This window comes from Clostridium sp. AM58-1XD (assembly GCF_003464085.1).
Classification (GTDB): domain Bacteria; phylum Bacillota; class Clostridia; order Lachnospirales; family Lachnospiraceae; genus Lachnoclostridium_A.
Window position 1 is genome coordinate 26,929 of the sequence record NZ_QSDR01000023.1, and the last position, 18,029, is coordinate 44,957.

10 protein-coding genes and 3 pseudogenes are annotated in these 18,029 nt (G+C 47.1%); 8 read left to right on the forward strand and 5 right to left on the reverse strand.

The genetic code is table 11. The features are described 5' to 3' along the window. Positions 1 to 149: 149 nt before the first annotated feature. The 5 genes from DXA13_RS14280 (at position 150) to DXA13_RS14300 (ending at position 7,770) form a co-directional block, all read left to right on the forward strand. Positions 150 to 2,069, forward strand: coding sequence for a DNA gyrase subunit B (locus DXA13_RS14280; RefSeq protein WP_118245326.1), 1,920 nt, complete (start codon positions 150 to 152; stop codon positions 2,067 to 2,069). A 46-nt stretch (positions 2,070 to 2,115) separates the two neighbouring features. After that, positions 2,116 to 4,350 (forward strand): DNA topoisomerase (ATP-hydrolyzing), encoded by a 2,235-nt coding sequence (locus tag DXA13_RS14285; RefSeq protein WP_118245328.1) that lies wholly within the window; start codon positions 2,116 to 2,118, stop codon positions 4,348 to 4,350. 49 nt (positions 4,351 to 4,399) lie between these two features. After that, the gene (deoD, locus tag DXA13_RS14290; protein ID WP_118245330.1) at positions 4,400 to 5,122 is read left to right on the forward strand and encodes a purine-nucleoside phosphorylase; all 723 of its coding nucleotides are present in this window, start codon (positions 4,400 to 4,402) and stop codon (positions 5,120 to 5,122) included. Between the two features lie 253 nt (positions 5,123 to 5,375). Then, positions 5,376 to 6,461: an aspartate-semialdehyde dehydrogenase gene (gene asd / locus DXA13_RS14295; RefSeq protein ID WP_118245332.1), complete on the forward strand. Its 1,086-nt coding sequence runs from the start codon at positions 5,376 to 5,378 to the stop codon at positions 6,459 to 6,461. 250 nt (positions 6,462 to 6,711) lie between these two features. Beyond that, positions 6,712 to 7,770: an aldose epimerase family protein gene (locus DXA13_RS14300; protein WP_118245334.1), complete on the forward strand. Its 1,059-nt coding sequence runs from the start codon at positions 6,712 to 6,714 to the stop codon at positions 7,768 to 7,770. Positions 7,771 to 8,027: 257 nt separating this feature from the next. Here DXA13_RS14300 and DXA13_RS14305 read toward each other — a convergent pair whose 3' ends face one another. Continuing rightward, the gene (locus DXA13_RS14305; protein ID WP_347559872.1) at positions 8,028 to 8,396 is read right to left on the reverse strand and encodes a YbaK/EbsC family protein; all 369 of its coding nucleotides are present in this window, start codon (positions 8,394 to 8,396) and stop codon (positions 8,028 to 8,030) included. Between the two features lie 280 nt (positions 8,397 to 8,676). Between DXA13_RS14305 and DXA13_RS14310 the strand changes: the two are divergent. The 3 genes and pseudogenes from DXA13_RS14310 to DXA13_RS14320 all read left to right on the forward strand — a co-directional run bounded on the left by DXA13_RS14310 (position 8,677) and on the right by DXA13_RS14320 (position 12,974). Then, positions 8,677 to 10,733: pseudogene (locus DXA13_RS14310) on the forward strand (DNA topoisomerase). A gap of 189 nt (positions 10,734 to 10,922) precedes the next feature. Then, entirely contained in the window at positions 10,923 to 11,597 is a 675-nt protein-coding gene (locus tag DXA13_RS14315; protein ID WP_118245336.1) for a UDP-N-acetylglucosamine pyrophosphorylase, read from the forward strand. Between the two features lie 45 nt (positions 11,598 to 11,642). After that, positions 11,643 to 12,974, forward strand: coding sequence for a sodium-dependent transporter (locus tag DXA13_RS14320; RefSeq protein ID WP_118245338.1), 1,332 nt, complete (start codon positions 11,643 to 11,645; stop codon positions 12,972 to 12,974). A gap of 170 nt (positions 12,975 to 13,144) precedes the next feature. Here DXA13_RS14320 and upp read toward each other — a convergent pair. From upp to DXA13_RS14340, 4 genes and pseudogenes are all read right to left on the reverse strand, one after another. After that, positions 13,145 to 13,773, reverse strand: a pseudogene (gene upp / locus DXA13_RS14325) (uracil phosphoribosyltransferase). Between the two features lie 46 nt (positions 13,774 to 13,819). Then, on the reverse strand, positions 13,820 to 14,623 hold the full coding sequence (locus DXA13_RS14330; protein ID WP_118245340.1) for a hypothetical protein: 804 nt from the start codon (positions 14,621 to 14,623) through the stop codon (positions 13,820 to 13,822). A 169-nt stretch (positions 14,624 to 14,792) separates the two neighbouring features. Beyond that, a pseudogene (locus tag DXA13_RS14335) lies at positions 14,793 to 16,569 on the reverse strand (ABC-ATPase domain-containing protein). Positions 16,570 to 16,682: 113 nt separating this feature from the next. Further along, positions 16,683 to 17,882, reverse strand: coding sequence for an ROK family protein (locus tag DXA13_RS14340; RefSeq protein ID WP_118245342.1), 1,200 nt, complete (start codon positions 17,880 to 17,882; stop codon positions 16,683 to 16,685). Positions 17,883 to 18,029 lie beyond the last annotated feature (147 nt).

The following is an 18,029-nucleotide window of genomic DNA, read 5'->3' on the forward strand; positions in this document are numbered from 1 at the left end:
ATTGAACTAAAGTCAATGAAATAAAATCACTTTACAAATATTAAGTAACAGAGCGAGTTTTCAGGCATTATTACGGAAATAAATGACTTGCCAAAAATATATGTTTATGCAATAATGTTCTAAGACTACACTAGATATGGAGGAGTAACATGGCAAAGACACAGTATAATGCGGACAGTATTACAGTTCTGGAAGGGCTGGAGGCTGTCAGAAAACGTCCTGGCATGTACATAGGAGGAGTAGGGAGTAAAGGTCTGAACCACCTGATCTATGAGATTGTTGATAACGCAGTGGACGAGCATCTGGCAGGCTTCTGCGATGAGATATGGGTAACTCTGGAATCAGACGGCTCCTGTACCGTAAAGGACAGCGGACGCGGCATCCCGGTAGAGATGCATAAGAAGGGGGTATCGGCAGAGCGTGTTGTACTGGCCACTCTCCATGCTGGAGGAAAATTTGATAATACAGCTTATAAGACGAGCGGAGGCCTTCATGGAGTCGGCTCGTCTGTTGTCAACGCTCTGTCCGCCCATATGGACGTAAAAGTATATAAAGGCGGTTTTATTCACCACGATGTGTATGAAAAGGGCGTTCCGGTGATTGAACTGGAAAACGGCCTTCTTCCTGTAATCGGTAAGACAAGGCAGACGGGAACGGAAATTAACTTTCTTCCGGATGAAGAAATCTTTGAGCGGATCCGGTTCAAAGCGGACTGGTTGAAAAGCCGCCTTCATGAAACGGCATATTTGAATCCGAAACTGACGATCCACTACCAGAACAAACGCCCGGGAGAAGCGGAAAAAATCGATTACGCAGAGCCGGAAGGCCTGATTGCATACGTGAAAGAGCTGAATACCGGCAAGGATGCGGTTCACGATCCGATTTATTATAAAGGAAGCGTGGATGGAATTGAAGTGGAAGCTGCAGTTCAGTTTGTGGATACCTTTGAGGAGAATATCCTTGGTTTCTGCAACAACATCTTTACCCAGGAAGGCGGCACTCATCTGGCCGGCTTTAAAACCCGCTTTACGCAGATGATAAACAGCTATGCGAGAGAACTTGGCATCCTCAAAGATAAAGATACGAATTTTACAGGAGCGGATACACGCAACGGCATGACGGCCGTCGTGGCTGTCAAACATCCTGATCCGATCTTCGAGGGGCAGACAAAGACTAAGCTGGCCAGCGCAGACGCGACGAAGGCTGTCTTTACGGTAACCGGCGATGAGCTTTCCCTGTATTTTGACAGAAATTTAGAGGTGTTGAAAGGAATTATCGGCTGCGCTGAAAAGTCTGCCAAGATCAGGAAGGCGGAAGAAAAGGCAAAGACAAATATGCTGTCCAAGTCAAAGTTTTCTTTTGACAGCAATGGTAAACTGGCAAACTGTGAGAGCCGGGATGCGTCGAAATGCGAAATCTTCATCGTAGAGGGAGACTCCGCAGGCGGTTCTGCCAAGACGGCCAGGAACCGCCAGTATCAGGCGATTCTTCCGATCAGGGGAAAGATCCTGAATGTAGAAAAGGCTTCTATGGACAAAGTGCTGGCCAATGCGGAAATAAAAACCATGATAAATACGTTCGGCTGCGGATTTTCAGAAGGCTATGGAAACGACTTCGATATTACGAAATTGCGCTATGACAAGATTATACTTATGACAGATGCCGATGTGGACGGCAGCCATATCGACACGCTGCTTCTTACATTTTTATACCGCTTTATGCCGGAACTGATTTACAACGGCCATGTGTATATTGCGATGCCTCCGTTGTTCAAGGTAATCCCCAAAAAGGGAGAAGAGCAGTATCTCTATGATGAAAAAGAACTGGAAAAGTACAGAAAGACACACACGGGAGATTTCACCCTGCAGAGATATAAGGGCCTTGGTGAAATGGACGCCGAACAGCTTTGGGAGACCACGCTGGACCCGGAGCGGAGAGTGCTGAAGCAGGTGGAAATTGAGGACGCCAGACTGGCTTCCGAAATCACGGAACTGCTTATGGGAAGCGACGTTCCTCCGAGAAGGAGATTCATCTATGAGCATGCAGACGAGGCAGAAATTGACGCATAAGAGAGCACGTGCATAAACAGAACAAGAAGGAGCAGCAGGTACGGATATGGCTGAAAAAATATTAAAAACCGAATATTCGGAAGAAATGCAGAGAAGCTACGTAAATTATTCCATGAGCGTAATTACGGCCAGGGCCATCCCGGATGCGAGGGATGGACTGAAACCGGTACAGCGCCGCGTATTGTATGATATGGGGGAGCTGAGACTGAACCACGATAAGCCTCACAGAAAATCAGCGCGTATTGTGGGGGATACCATGGGTAAATACCATCCTCACGGGGACAGTTCCATTTATGAGACGCTTGTGGTCATGTCTCAGGTTTTTAAAAAGGGAATGCCCCTTGTAAACGGCCACGGCAACTTTGGCTCTATTGAAGGGGACGGCGCGGCGGCCATGCGTTACACGGAGGCGCGCCTGGAAAAGTTCGCAGAGGAAGTTTATTTAAAAGACCTGGACAAGACGGTGGACTTTGTTCCGAACTATGATGAAACAGAAAAGGAGCCGGAAGTTCTTCCCGTCCGCGTTCCCAACCTTTTAGTAAACGGCGCAGAAGGTATTGCCGTAGGTATGAGCACCAGCATACCGCCTCATAATCTGGGCGAGGTAATCGACGCGGTACTGGCCTATGTTGAAAATCCGGAGATATCAACGAGAGAGTTGATGGAATACATGCCGGGGCCGGATTTCCCGACAGGGGGAATCATTGCGAATAAAAAAGACCTCCCAAACATTTATGAGACAGGGATGGGAAAAATCAAGCTTCGCGGAAAAATCGAGATTGAGCTGGGAAAGAGACGGGCCGACAGGGACAAGCTGGTCATAACGGAAATTCCATACACGATGATAGGAGCCGGAATCAACAAATTCCTAATGGATGTGGCCGACCTGGTAGAGAGCAAAAAGATGACGGACGTTGTCGACATTTCCAATCAGTCCAACAAAGATGGAATCCGCATCGTACTGGAGCTGAAGAAGGATGCCGATGTTGAAAAGATTATCAACATTTTATATAAAAAAACGAAGCTGGAAGACACGTTCGGTGTAAACATGCTGGCCATTGCCGACGGAAGGCCTGAGACGCTGAGCCTGAAGGGAATACTGAAAAATTACCTCGATTTTCAGTACAGGAATGCAACGAGGAAATACAAAGTACTGCTTCAGAAGGAAGAGGAGAAAAAGGAGATTCAGGAAGGACTGATCGAGGCGTGTGACGTCATTGATCTGATCATTGCAGTTCTCCGCGGGTCGAGGAACTTAAAGGACGCGAAAAGCTGCCTTACATCCGGCGATATATCCAAAATTAATTTCAGGACGCCCGGTTTTGAAGAGGACGCCAAAAAGCTTCATTTTACAGAACGTCAGGCAACTGCCATCCTGGAAATGAGGATGTACAAGCTGATCGGCCTGGAAATTCTCGCTCTGGAAAAGGAGCATAAAGAGACTTTAAAAAAGATTGCCCTCTATTCAAAGATATTAAAGAACCGCAGCAAGATGGATGAAGTAATCAGAGAAGACCTCCTGTCCATTAAAGAGGAATTCGCCGTTTTAAGGCATACGAAGATCGAGGACGGCAAGGAAGCCGTATACGATGAAACCGCCGTGGAGATCCAGCAGGTAGTCTTCGTTATGGACCGCTTCGGTTACTGCAAAACGATCGATAAAAATACGTATGACCGAAATAAGGAATCGGTAGACGCAGAGCATGTCTATATCGTACCGTGTATGAACACGGATAAAATCTGTCTGTTTACGGACAAGGGAAGCCTGCACCAGATCAAAGTGATGGATATTCCGTCCGGAAAGCTCAGGGATAAGGGGATTCCTGCAGATAATCTGAGTAAATATGACGGAACGAAGGAACGGTGTATTTTTGTGACGAATGCGGAGAATTTAAGAGAGAAGCGTTTGATTTTCGCCACTCGAATGGCGACGGTAAAGCTTGTAATGGGCGATGAATTTGAGACGAACAACAGAACGGTTGTGTCTACAAAGCTTCAGGAGAACGATGAGATTTTGGCTGTCATGGAGATTGGCGAGGAGAGGGAAATCGTGCTCCAGACGACAGGAGGCGTCTTCCTGAGATTTCCACTGGATGAAATTCCTGTCATGAAGAAGAATGCCCGTGGAGTAAGGGGAATCAAACTGGGAAAAGATGAGACGCTGGAGAAAATATACTTGTTGGATGAAAATACGGTGATTGAGTATAAAGACAAAGAGGTGCCTCTTTCAAAACTGAAGGCAGGAAAGAGGGACGGAAAGGGCACGAAGCCCAGGCTTTAGGCCGGAAAGTAATGGAAATAATGTTTGGAAGGCGAAAGGAGGAGCTTAAATGGCAGAAATTAAAATTCCTACACCTCATATCGAGGCGAAGAGAGGAGAGATTGCTGAGACGATCCTGCTTCCGGGGGACCCGCTCAGAGCACAGTTTATTGCAGAAAATTTCCTGAAAGATGTAAAGCAGTTTAACGCCACAAGAAATATGCTGGGGTACACGGGCACCTATCGCGGAAAACCTGTTTCCGTCATGGGAACGGGAATGGGCTGTCCATCCATCGGAATCTATTCATATGAACTGATTCACGCATACGGCTGTAAAAACCTGATCCGCGTAGGCACGGCAGGTTCTCTTCAGGGCAGCGTGAACATACGCGAAATGGTATTTGGAATGGGCGCATGTACGACTTCCAACTATGTGAAGCTGTTCGGCCTCCCAGGTGATTATTCCTGTATCTGCAGCTTTGAACTGCTTTCAAAGGCAGTGAAGGCAGCGGAGGAAAAGGGAATTACGTACCATGTAGGCAACGTGCTCAGTTCAGATATGTTCTACAATCCGGAACAATGTATAAATACAGGCATGAGCTGGACGGATATGGGGGTTCTGGCCGTTGAGATGGAAGCCGCAGCCCTGTACAGTAACGCCGCTGCAGCAGGAGTCAACGCCCTCTGCATCGTCACGATTTCCGATTCCTCCATCACAGGAGAGAGGGCGACCGCTGAAGAACGGCAAAAAACATTTACAGATATGATGGAAGTTGCACTTTCTTTGGCCTGATCCGGCCGAAAAGTTCGTGTGCCGCGTGCATTTTATTTTGATAGCTCAGAAATGTATTCGCCATGCGGACAAATGTATTTTTCTCGCGAATATCTATTGCAATTTTAAAAGGTTTGGTATAGGATAGTGAAATACTAAGCACGGAGTATACGATGAGCACTTAGCGAGGCCTCGCCGGGCCTGGTGCAGATGATACCATTGCATTTAATAAGGCGCATGGATATCGTGCAAAATGTATAGAGGAGAAACGATCATGGAAAAAAAATTAAGAGTCGGCGTATTAGGCGCAACAGGTATGGTAGGTCAGAGGTTTATCTCCCTTCTGGAGAACCATCCCTGGTATGAAGTTGTGGCAGTGGCAGCAAGTCCGCGCTCTGCAGGAAGAACATATGAAGAGGCAGTCGGAGGACGATGGAAAATGACGACACCGATGCCCGAGGCCGTTAAGAAGCTGGTTGTCATGAATGTAAATGAAGTGGAAAAGGTCGCGGCAGAAGTTGATTTTGTATTCAGTGCAGTAGATATGACAAAAGATGAGATCAAGGCGATTGAAGAAGCTTATGCGAAGACAGAGACACCTGTTGTTTCAAACAACAGCGCCCATAGATGGACACCTGATGTACCTATGGTTGTACCGGAGATCAATCCGGAGCATTTTGAGGTAATCGAATCCCAGAAAAAGCGTCTCGGCACAGAAAGAGGCTTTATTGCAGTTAAGCCGAACTGCTCAATCCAGAGCTACGCACCTGTCCTGACAGCGTGGAAAGAGTTCGAACCATATGAGGTCGTGGCAACCACATACCAGGCGATTTCCGGAGCAGGAAAGACGTTTAAGGACTGGCCGGAGATGGAAGGCAACATCATTCCTTATATCGGCGGAGAAGAAGAAAAGAGCGAGCAGGAGCCATTAAGGCTGTGGGGTCAGGTTGTGGACGGCGAGATCGTGAAGGCGGCTGAACCCGTGATTACCTGTCAGTGTATCCGCGTTCCGGTGCTGAACGGCCATACGGCAGCCGTGTTTGTAAAGTTCAGAAAGAACCCGACCAAAGAAGAACTGATCGACCGGATGGTGAACTTCAAAGGCCTTCCTCAGGAGCTTGATCTTCCGAGTGCGCCGAAGCAGTTTATCCAGTATATGGAAGAAGATAACCGCCCTCAGGTATCTCTGGATGTTGATTTTGAAAAGGGAATGGGAATTTCCGTTGGACGTCTGAGAGAAGATACGGTTTATGACTGGAAGTTTGTTGGACTTTCTCATAATACAGTCCGCGGCGCTGCAGGCGGAGCCGTTCTCTGTGCAGAGCTCCTTACAGCGCAGGGCTACATCAAAAGCAAGTAAAAAGCAGAAACCTAACCGCTGCAAAAGAACATATTAATTTAATATTTAAATTTAACGAGGATGTTGCAAAAAGGAATAGAGCATTGCCTCCGGTACCAGATGTAGTAACTTGGCCACTGCCTGGAACGAAATCTGGTATCGGCGGTAATGCGGATTCGGCTTTTGCAACACCCTCTTGTTATATTATACTAGAGAGCGAAGAATTTTACAGGAAAAAAATGGATATTTACAGATATAAGGAGGATGGAGTATGTCTTACAAAAAGACGGTATTTGGGAAGCTGCCGGATGGAAGGCAGGTCGACAAGTATACCCTGATGAATGAAAACGGGCTTGAGGCATCGTTTCTCAATCTGGGAGCTGTATGGAATGAGATGAAGGTTCCAGACAGGAATGGAACTGTAAAGGATGTAATTCTTGGATTCGATACGCCGGAACCATATCTGGAAGACGGGGCATTTTTCGGAGCCATTGTAGGCCGAAATGCCAACAGAATCGGCGGAGCCGCTTTTCAGATCGCCGGAACACGGTATGAACTGGCGGCGAACGATCACAGCAATAACCTCCACAGCGGTCCTGATTTCTATAGAAACCGTCTCTGGGATGTGAAACCGGAAGAGACAGAGGACGGTACGGAGCTTCTCTTTTCGCTCAAAAGTCCTGACGGGGATCAGGGATATCCGGGAGAAGCGCTGATAGAAGTACGGTATGTTCTGACAAGAGACAACGCCGTGAAAATCAGGTATCACATGGTCTGTGATAAAGACACAGTTGCCAACTTTACGAACCACTGCTATTTTAATCTGGCAGGACAGGGAAGCGGGTCTGCCTTACGGCAGGAGGTTTATCTGAATGCGGATCGTTTTACGCCTTCTGACGCTTTCTCGATTCCTACGGGAGAGATCAGGCCGGTAATGGGAACGCCTATGGATTTTAGAAAATTTAAGGCAATCGGAGAAGAAATTGACTGCGGGTATGACCAGCTGGAACAGGCAGGCGGCTACGATCACAACTGGGTTCTGAATGATTACAACGGAGAAGTGCGTCTTGCTGCAAAAGCCAGAGACAGGGAGAGCGGCCGGGTTCTGGAGGCATATACGGACCTTCCGGGTATTCAGTTTTATACGGGAAATTATATTGGACAGGGCGTGGTTGGAAAAGAAGGCTGCCGTTATGTGAGAAGACAGGGATACTGTTTTGAAACGCAGTATTTCCCAAATGCCATCAATGAGAAGAATTTCATATCCACTGAGCTGAAAGCAGGAGAAGAGTATAAAACGACTACCATTTACCGTTTTGTTATGGAATGATAGGAAATTGAAACAGTTCCGAAAAAGGGAAGATTTACAGGGTGTTGCAAAAATGAATATAGCGTTGCCGCCGATACAAGATGTAGTGACTTGGCTACCGCCTGGAATGGGACCTTGTATTGGTAGTAACAGCTGATTCGACTTTTGCAGCACCCTGTTTGCCTGTCTGATAATGATATTGGGATATCCGCCGTTATCTTTTTATAACTGATATCCATGGCTGCTGGTGAATGGCAGTTCCTGCCGCGACCTATTTCCTAACTGCATACATTTTTACATACATCCACCCAGGAGGCGGCATGGGATAGAGCCTCCAGTTCGCCACATGTCAGTTCGATTGCGGAGCTTCCGCTGCCGGCAGCCGGAAATACCGTCGTGAACCGTTTCAGGGATTCGTCGAGATAGACTGTCACGTGTTCCGGATTGGCAAATGGACATACGCCGCCGATGGCATGGCCGGTGAGCGCCTCAACCTCTTCCCCCTTGGGCATTTTTGCCTTGAATCCAAACGTTCCTTTAAATTTACTGTTGTCGATTTTCATATCTCCGGCGGTGACTACCAGAATGCAGCCGCCTTCTTCTTTCGTACAGAAGGACATGGTCTTGGCGATTCGCGCCGGTTCCACCCCGACTGCCTGTGCCGCCAGTTCTACGGTTGCGCTGGATTCATCGAACTCCAGAACGTCTTTATCTTTGCCGAAGGGTTTTAGTATTCCTTGACTTTATCGATTGCCATAATCGTATCCTCTTTTCTACTTGTCTTTTTTACTCATGATTCTTTTTCGTATAATTGTATCATTGCGTTTCTTTATTTTCAATGGTATACTTAAATAAGTTTGTGCTTTTTTACAGTAACCTATTTGGACTGTAAAGTGTAAAAATCAGAATCATATAAAAGGGGAATTTATGCCAAAATCTCTTTACATAGCAGAAAAACCAAGCGTGGCACAGGAATTTGCCAACGCTCTTAAGATAAAAGGAAGAAGGGGAGAAGGTTACCTGGAATCGGAGGAGGCGGTTGTCACATGGTGTGTGGGCCACCTCGTTACGATGAGCTATCCGGAAGCCTATGACCCTGCATTGAAAAAGTGGAGCCTGGCTACTCTGCCGTTTCTGCCTAAGGAATTCAAGTATCAGGTAATAGAAGGAGTTGCCAGGCAGTTTAAGATTGTAAGCGGCCTTTTGAACAGGCCCGATGTAGATACGATCTACATATGCACCGACTCCGGGCGTGAAGGAGAATACATCTACCGCCTTGTAGATCAGATGGCGGGAGTTCACGGAAAAATGAGAAAAAGAGTCTGGATCGACTCGCAGACAGAGGAAGAAATCCTGAGAGGAATCCGTGAAGCAAAGGACTGGTCGGAATACGACAACATCTCTGCTTCGGCCTATCTCAGAGCCAAGGAAGATTATCTGATGGGAATTAATTTTTCCAGGCTCCTGACCCTGAAGTACGGTCCGGCAATCTCCAGATATATGAATACGAAGTTTACCGTTTTATCCGTCGGCCGCGTGATGACATGTGTTCTGGGTATGGTGGTGCGCCGGGAGCGGGAGATCAGAAATTTTGTAAAGACACCTTTTTACCGTGTATTGGGCACCTTCGATTCGCAGGGAATGGAGATTTCTGGGGAATGGAAGAGCATGGAAGGTTCTAAGTACTTCGGATCGCCGTATCTTTATAAAGAAAACGGTTTTAAAGAACGAAAGCATGCAGAAGAGCTGGTCGGCAGCCTTTTGCAAAAAGCCCTGCAGAAGCTCTTCTTTCTTCAGCAGGCAAGAAAAAGGAGACGAAAAGTCCGCCTCTTCTCTACAATCTGGCGGAACTTCAGAATGACTGTTCCAAGCGTTTTAAGATCAGCCCGGACGAGACGCTGAAAATCGTTCAGGAGCTTTATGAAAAGAAACTCGTCACTTACCCCAGAACGGATGCCAGAGTATTGTCTACGGCAGTAACAAAAGTGATACAGAAGAATATCAGCGGTTTAAAATATTATGAACCACTGGCGGCGTTTGCGGAAGAAATTCTGGAGAAAAAAGCGTATCAGGGTCTGTCGAAAACAAAATACGTCAATGATAAACAGATTACGGATCACTATGCAATTGTGCCCACGGGACAGGGCCTCTCCGCATTGAAGGGGCTAAACCGTCTGGCTGCCGGAGTTTATGATGTCATTGCCAGAAGATTTTTAAGTATCTTCTATCCGGCAGCGGTCTATCAGAAATATAGCCTGGAAATGACAATGGAAGATACACAAGGCCATTCAGAACGTTTTTATGCCAATTTTAAAGTTCTGACGGACCAGGGTTACCTGAAGGTGGCTTCTCCTGGAGGAAAGCGGACAGTAGAAGAAGAAAACAGCGATAAAACGGCGAAAGAGGAAAGCAAAGAAGGCGGTGACCAGGAGAGCGTCCAGAGCAATCTGGATAATCCTGCCTTTATTGCCATGCTGGGAACCTTGAAAAAGGGGATGATTCTTCCAGTGAAGGAACTTTCCATTAAGGAAGGGGAGACATCCCCGCCGAAACGATATACGTCAGGTTCCATGATTCTGGCAATGGAAAATGCCGGCCAGCTGATTGAGGACGAAGACCTGAGAGCCCAGATCAAGGGCAGCGGAATCGGTACCAGTGCGACGAGAGCCGAAATTCTGAAGAAACTGGTTAACATCAAATATCTGGCTCTGAATGGAAAGACGCAGGTCATAATGACCACCCTTCTGGGCGAAATGGTTTTTGACGTAGTGAATGCTTCAATCCGCCAGTTGCTGAACCCGGAGCTGACGGCCAGCTGGGAAAAAGGGCTTGCGTATGTGGCAGAGGGAAGCATAACGCCAGATGAATACATGCAGAAACTGGAACATTTTGTATCCATCAGGACAGCGAACGTCATGAAGCTGAACAACCAGTACAATATGAGAGACCACTTCGACGCGGCAGCAGCCAATTACAAAAAATAGTTACGCGCCGGAAAAGCGCGGAACTATTTGCTACGGCTTGACCGTGAGGTCAAGGCGTTTCCCGTACGTTTTATGGAGCGAGGGAGCGAGCGAAATAAAAATAGTTACGCGCCGGAAAAGCGCGGAACTATTTGCTACGGCTTGACCGTGAGGTCAAGGCACCAGATTTAAAAAAGGAGACATATAATCATGAATAAAGAAGATATGAAGATTGAGAATTTATATGATTTGACCCATACGATGGCAGGCGGTTTTATGAAGCAGTATGAGTTTCCATGGGAGATTCTGCCTCATATTGGAGAAATGATAGAGGAACTGGGGAAAAATCTTTCTTCAGATGAGTATAATCAATACGGAACGAACGTCTGGATTCACAAATCCGTGGAGATGCCTCCTACGGCATGTGTAAAGGGCCCTTTAATTATATGTAAGGATGCAGAAATCCGTCAGTGTGCATTTATCAGAGGAAATGTTCTGGTGGGCGAGGGCGCAACGGTTGGAAATTCTACGGAGCTTAAAAATGTCATTCTGTTCGATCGTGTGCAGGTACCGCATTATAATTATGTGGGCGATTCTATTTTGGGATATAAATCTCACATGGGCGCCGGCTCCATTACTTCCAATGTAAAATCCGATAAGCAGCTTGTCAGGGTACATGGAGAAGACGGCGATATCGAGACAGGACTGAAAAAATTCGGCGCTATGCTGGGCGACTGCGTGGAGGTCGGCTGCGGCTCAGTCCTGAATCCTGGTACGGTAGTTGGAAAAAATTCAAATATTTATCCTCTTTCCAGTGTCAGAGGCTGTGTAAATGGGAACTCTATTTATAAGAAACAGGGCGAAATCGTAGAAAAACGCTTATAATAGTGACGCGCTGGAAAAATACGCGGAGAGTACAGGAGATTGGGAATGACGGAACATAAAAATACGGTTGGAAAAAATGGGCAGTTCGCATCCAGGCTGGGATTTATCCTGGCCTCCGTAGGGTCGGCCGTCGGTATGGGCAATATCTGGATGTTTCCATACCGTGTCGGCCAGTACGGAGGAGCTGCATTTTTGTTGATTTATTTTGGATTTATAGCACTGTTCGGAATGGTAGGGCTCTCTGGTGAGTTTGCCTTCGGCCGCCTGACCAGGACTGGGCCGATCGGTTCTTATGATTATGCTATGAAGACAAGAGGAAAAAAGGGCGGCGCGTATCTGGGAGCCATACCTCTTGTTGGTTCCCTGGGAATTGCCATTGGCTATGCCATCATCGTAGGATGGGTGCTGCGTTATCTGTTCGGCTCTCTCAGCGGAGTTATGCTGAAAACAGAAGCTTCTGAATACTTCAGCCAGTCCACAGGTCATTTTGGGAGTGTGCCGTGGCATTTTCTCGTCGTACTTCTTACGGTATTGATCTTGTCAGGCGGCGTTACAAAGGGAATTGAGAAGATTAATCGGATCATCATGCCGGTATTCTTCATTCTATTTGTTCTGATTGCGGGAAGAGTCTTTTTTCTGCCAGGATCTATGGAAGGGTATAAATATCTTTTTATACCGAGATGGGAACTTTTGATGGAACCGAAAACGTGGATCATGGCCATGGGACAGGCATTCTTTTCCCTGTCGATTACGGGCTCCGGAATGATTATTTATGGAAGCTATCTGGACAAGAAAGAGGATGTACAGAAAGCGGCGCTGATGACGGCTTTGCTGGATACGGTAGCTGCCATGCTGGCCGGTCTTGCAATTATACCGGCAGTGTTTGCGTTTCAGATGGATCCTGCGTCCGGCCCGCCTCTGATGTTCATTACGCTTCCTAAGGTATTTGGGCAGATTCCTGGAGGCAGGCTGGTTGCAGCCGTATTTTTCCTTTCCGTTCTGTTTGCAGGGGTGACGTCTCTCGTCAATATGTTCGAAGTCTGTGCGGAAGCTGCCCAGACCCATTTGAAATTGAACCGGAGAGCAGCAGTTCTGGCAGTTGGTGCCGTTGTATTCCTGGTTGGCCTGTTCATTGAATATGAGCCTTATATGGGAACATGGATGGACATCATTACGATCTATGTAGTACCATTCGGCGCGGTGCTCTGTGCAATCATGATTTACTGGGTGCTCGGTACGGAGAAAATCGGCGAAGAATTAAACAGCGGAAGGGAAAAACCGATTGGAAAGGCATACAACTTTACGGCAAAATACGTATATGTTGTATTGACCGTACTGGTATGTATTCTGAGCGTCGTTTATAAGGGCATCGGCTGATTGAAAGGAGAAAAGGATAAACAGTTCCGGAGACTGCTTACAAATCGGCTTGTATTCAGCGGGAAATTATAAGTACAACTAAAAAACGCAGCCATCATCATATATTGATCTGATCGATCGAGATCAATATATGGTGTATGGCTGCGTTGCTTTTTGTCTTGTTTTTGAACCTATCTCGTTCCGAAAATTCGGTCGCCTGCGTCGCCCAAACCAGGGCAGATGTAAGCGTCTGCGTTCAGACAGCGGTCCAGGTGGCGATATAGATCTGAATATCGGGGTGGGCCTTATGAAGTCTTTCGAGGCCTTCCGGTGCTGCGATAATGGACATAAATTTAATTTTATTTCCGCCGCGCTCCTTGATGAAGTTCACAGCCTCTACGGCGGAACCGCCTGTTGCCAGCATCGGATCGGTGACTACGATTGTACGCTGTTCGATGGGGTGCGGCAGTTTGCAGTAATATTCGTGCGGTTCATGGGTAACTTCGTCCCGGTAAAGGCCGATATGACCTACCTTTGCAGAAGGTACGAGAGCGAGGATGCCGTTGACCATCCCAAGGCCTGCACGGAGGATCGGGACAACCGCAAGCTTCTTTCCGGCTATCATAGGGGTCATACAGGTTTCAATAGGCGTCTCTACCTGCACGTCCTGAAGGGGAAGATCCCGCAGGGCTTCATAACCCATGAGCATGGCAATCTCTTCAACGAGGGAACGGAATTCATTAGTTCCTGTCGTTTTATTGCGCAGCAGAGAAATCTTGTGCTGAATCAGCGGATGGGTAAAGATGGTCACATTTTCCATATTTTCTACAATTTCCATGACAAAAAGTTTCCTTTCTCGGTTGTTTTTATTTTGTCTCCGGTGTAAAGACTACGATGGCATAGTCCCCTAAGGCATGGGGAACCGGTATGGAGATTCGGATTTCTCCCTGTTTTTCATAGCTGAAGCATTCCGGGAACGTATCGCCTCTCAACGGAAAGTCTGCCTGTTTGAACAGTTTGTTATATGTATCGATGCTCTGACTGTTTTTATACTCTTTTACCGCCTTTTCCTGTTCGGCAGTGAGGTTGTAAAACTTACAGTCATCAGACATGACATAGCCCGCCATGGTATAAGGATCTGCATAAGTGGAAAGCCCTACATCCGATGCCTTGTTTAAATCTACCGTGTTTGTAAAGTACACAGCGGTAGGATGAGCTGCACCGGCTGCCGTCACTTCTCCGGTATAGACAGCAGTCAGCCTCTTGTTGTTTACAGAAACGACATTACACTTAATGGTCATGGTGTCGGAGGATTCGTTTACACCGTATGCTTTCACTGCGGATACCGCATTCTTCTTCAGAAGCTCGTTGACGGCCGCCGCATTGGAAGATGTGCTTTCGGATACAGCAGGGTATTCAATGGAAACCTTGCCGCTTTTATAAGTAGAAATACTGGCCCCCGTACCTGACTGAGCGGAAGCGGTCTCATCTGCAGCAGTCGTTACCTCTGCTGCCTCTTCTGTGGTTGGTAAAGTTTCTGCGGCGGACATGGTTTCGTCTGCAGCGGTTGTATGGGCGCTTGTAAGATCCACCTTATTCTTTGATTTACAGCCCCACATCATACAGGCGCTTGTAAGAACCAGCATGGAGATGATTAGAGTTTTCTTCATATAAACTCCTTTCTTTTGTCGTATTATTCACTATTCTGTCATTACAGTCCCTATTATATAATAAAATGACGAAAATGTGGAAAGAATTTCATGAAAATTGGATTAATTTTTCGTACGAATCTCTTAAGAAGACGGAATTCTGTAGCAGCTCACGAAAAGAAGGGCAGCCCTATCCCCGAAAACGGTTCAGACAGGCAAAGATTTCTTGCCTGCGAGGCTTTGCCAGACCGCATGGAACATAGGAGGGGCAGAAGGGAGTCCAGCCTTTTTGCTCCAGAGTCTGTTCCAGTATGTCTACGGTCTCTCTGAGCGTCCTTCTTCCGTCCAGAACGTGTTCTAAGGCGTATCGGAGCAGGTGGGAGAGCGCGGCCGTCTGTTCCGAATCCATTAGCTGTTCTACATAACGCAGATCGACAGTTTCTTTATTGATGGAAAAAGAATCTTTTCCGAAAGTCTTGATTTTAATGGATTCACGACCGCTGTCGCGGCTCCGGCCTCTGAAGTCCCTGCCGTACCGTTCCGCTTTCACGCGTTCCGGCGCGCTGTGTTCCTGTTTGTTGGGCTCATTGCTGTTTCGGACAAAGGAACTGCCGATTATACGGCTAAAGTCCGGTATAGAGAAATTTTCGGCCTTCGTTCTCGGAGCGTGATGCTCTCTGCACATGGATTTTACATGATCTGTGATATCCACCGGCCGGTAGCAGTCCATCTGTATGATCTTGTCGGCAATAAAGAAGAAAGCGCCTGAGCTTCCGGCAACAAGCACGGTGGAGAGATCCGCTTCTTCATACAGGCTTCTGGCCCGCTCCAGAAACGGTATGATCGGTTCCTTGTCCCTGCTGATGACCTGTTGCATGAAATCGTCCCTGACCATGAAGTTGGTAGCAGAAGTATCTTCATCGATCAGAAGCAGCTTTGTTCCGGATTCGATGCCCTCAGAAATATTAGCTGCCTGGGATGTGCTTCCGCTGGCATCGGGAGTAGAGAATTTTTTTGTATCCTTTTTGTTTGGAAGGTCGTTGATAAAGAGGGAAATATCCACATTCTTGATACAGCGTCCATCCTCGGCCCGCAGCTTTAAAGCAGTATGGTCTGTGATGACATATTCCCTCCCGTCGCCTGCAATGTGATTATATACTCCTGTCTGAAGCGCCTCCAAAAGCGTTGATTTACCGTGATAACCGCCGCCGACAATTAATGTGATCCCCTTCTGTATCCCCATGCCGCGGATCGTTCCTCTGTGCGGCAGGTGCAGACTGATCTCCATGGAGGCCGGCGACTGAAAGGGGACGGAACCTTTCATGGGAAGATCGGACACGCCGCTCTTTCGAGGAAGAACAGAGCCGTTGGCAATGAAGGCAGCCATGCCGTGTTCTGAAAGATATCTGCGGATGTAATCCTGGTCCTCAGCCAGAAAAACCGTTTTTCCCCCTCATTTGCGTCCAGCTTCTGTACAGAAAAGAGTCCTGAACAGATTTTGGAAGGAACTGGAACAGAATTTTTTCCAGCTCTCCGGCGTTAATCGTTCTTCCAAATGCAGGAAATCCCACATGAAAACGGGCGGTAATCCCTTTTTCTGTAATTTCGCAGGCCGTACGGGAAAGGATTTCCTGACCGCAGCGGCTGACAGATAAAAGGCCGCTTTTTCCGGAACCCTTTGCCTTGAAATTAAAATCCTGAAATCTGGCGTAAAGCAGCCTCGTGAGATAGTCTTCTAAGGCGACGCGGCAGCAGGAGCTTTTATAAAGGTGTTCTGGAAAGCCGGCCAGACGATGGGGAATTTCCACGCTGAGTGACGATGGAGAAGCGAAAGGATCTCCCTGAACATGATCGATGGAAAGAATATAGCTGTCAAACTGATAGGAGCCGGCCAGCGATTTGTATGCCGGATAGCTTTTTCTGTCAATGGAATGAAGCAGGTCTAGCAGTTCTGATGAACGTTTCATAATTATCATTATCCTCCTTGGAATCAATTGATACAGTGCTGTAATAGAAAGAGCGGTAAAAGCGAAAAAAGGAGCCTCGCTCCTAACCGTAAGGTATTATGAAGCGACGCTCTCTAGGGAATCAATGTGCCTCCGTTATCGATGAGAAGCTGTTTTAAAACGACAGCAGCACCGCCGATATACGCTTTCTTTTTTGTCAGCTCACTGCGTATAAACAGGTCGTCGGTGAGTTCGGGATTAATCCTGTTCGCATGGCGTATAAATGAGGAATACATGACCTCATTGTCAAAAACGTCACCGAATAAAATAATTTTATCCGGGACAATAAGCTGAATCGCGTTATTTGTCACGATGGCCAGAGCTTCTGCCGATTTATCGAGATATTCCTGAAACGCAGGGTCTTCCATGGACACATAGGCAGAAAAATTTTCTTTATTCGGAAAGCCGTATGTATGGACCGTATCCAGTATGTACGGACTGGAAGTTAAGGCAAACAGTTCTTTTGCCTTCTCTTCAATAGCGTTCATGGAAATTAAGGTTTCCAGTCGACCTCCTCTGCCGGCAAAACGGACGGGTTCATTCTGATCGATCATCGTAAGGCCAAGCTCTGATGAACGGAAATTGCTGCCTTTATACATTGTACCGTTGATGACGGAAGCGGAGCCGACACCTGGTCCCCATTTGAGCATGAGAACATTCTGCAGGTTGTCCGGATTGTTGAACAGCAGCTCGCTGCTTAAAAGGGCGCTTACGCTGTTTTCCACACATACGGTAAAAGGAAGTTCCTGCTCCAGGTGTTTTTTAATGCTGCATTCGCCGGAAAATATTCCGCAGGAATCGAGGCTGATGCCGTCCAGGTGATTTACAGGACCGACTATGGTTACGCCCGCTCCCAGAATATCGTCATTCTGGAAATGATGGGTCCAAAGCAGGCGAATTGCGGTTGCGGCAGTCTGTCTGAAAAATTCCTCCGGATCTGCGGAAAGGGCGGTTGAAAAGCTGTCTGATACAACCAGACGGCCCTTTAAGTTCGTTATGGCAACAGTAGTAACATCACTGTCTATATCAATCGTTAAAATATGCATTCGGTCATAATTGAGATCGATCGGATTCCGCTTTCTTCCAACCTTTGAGACCGTGTCGACCTCTTCTCCGGGAATCAGAAGATTCTTGGCGATAAATTCATTGCAGATGGTAGTAACGGTAGCCGTTGTCAGGCTTAAAACAGATGCAATATCAGTTCGGGACATGGCGCCTCGGTTTACAAGCAGCTGCAGTACGCAGGCGCGGTTGGTTATTTTTACGTTTTCCATGTTTACCCCTAAATGTTGCACGCGATCATCCCCGATTCATCTGATTTGAACAGCAAAAAGCGGCATTTGACCAATTTTGCAGTCCGCTTTCATTATACGGGAAAAAACAGGCGGAATCAATCTTTTTCAGAAAAATAATCCCGTGAT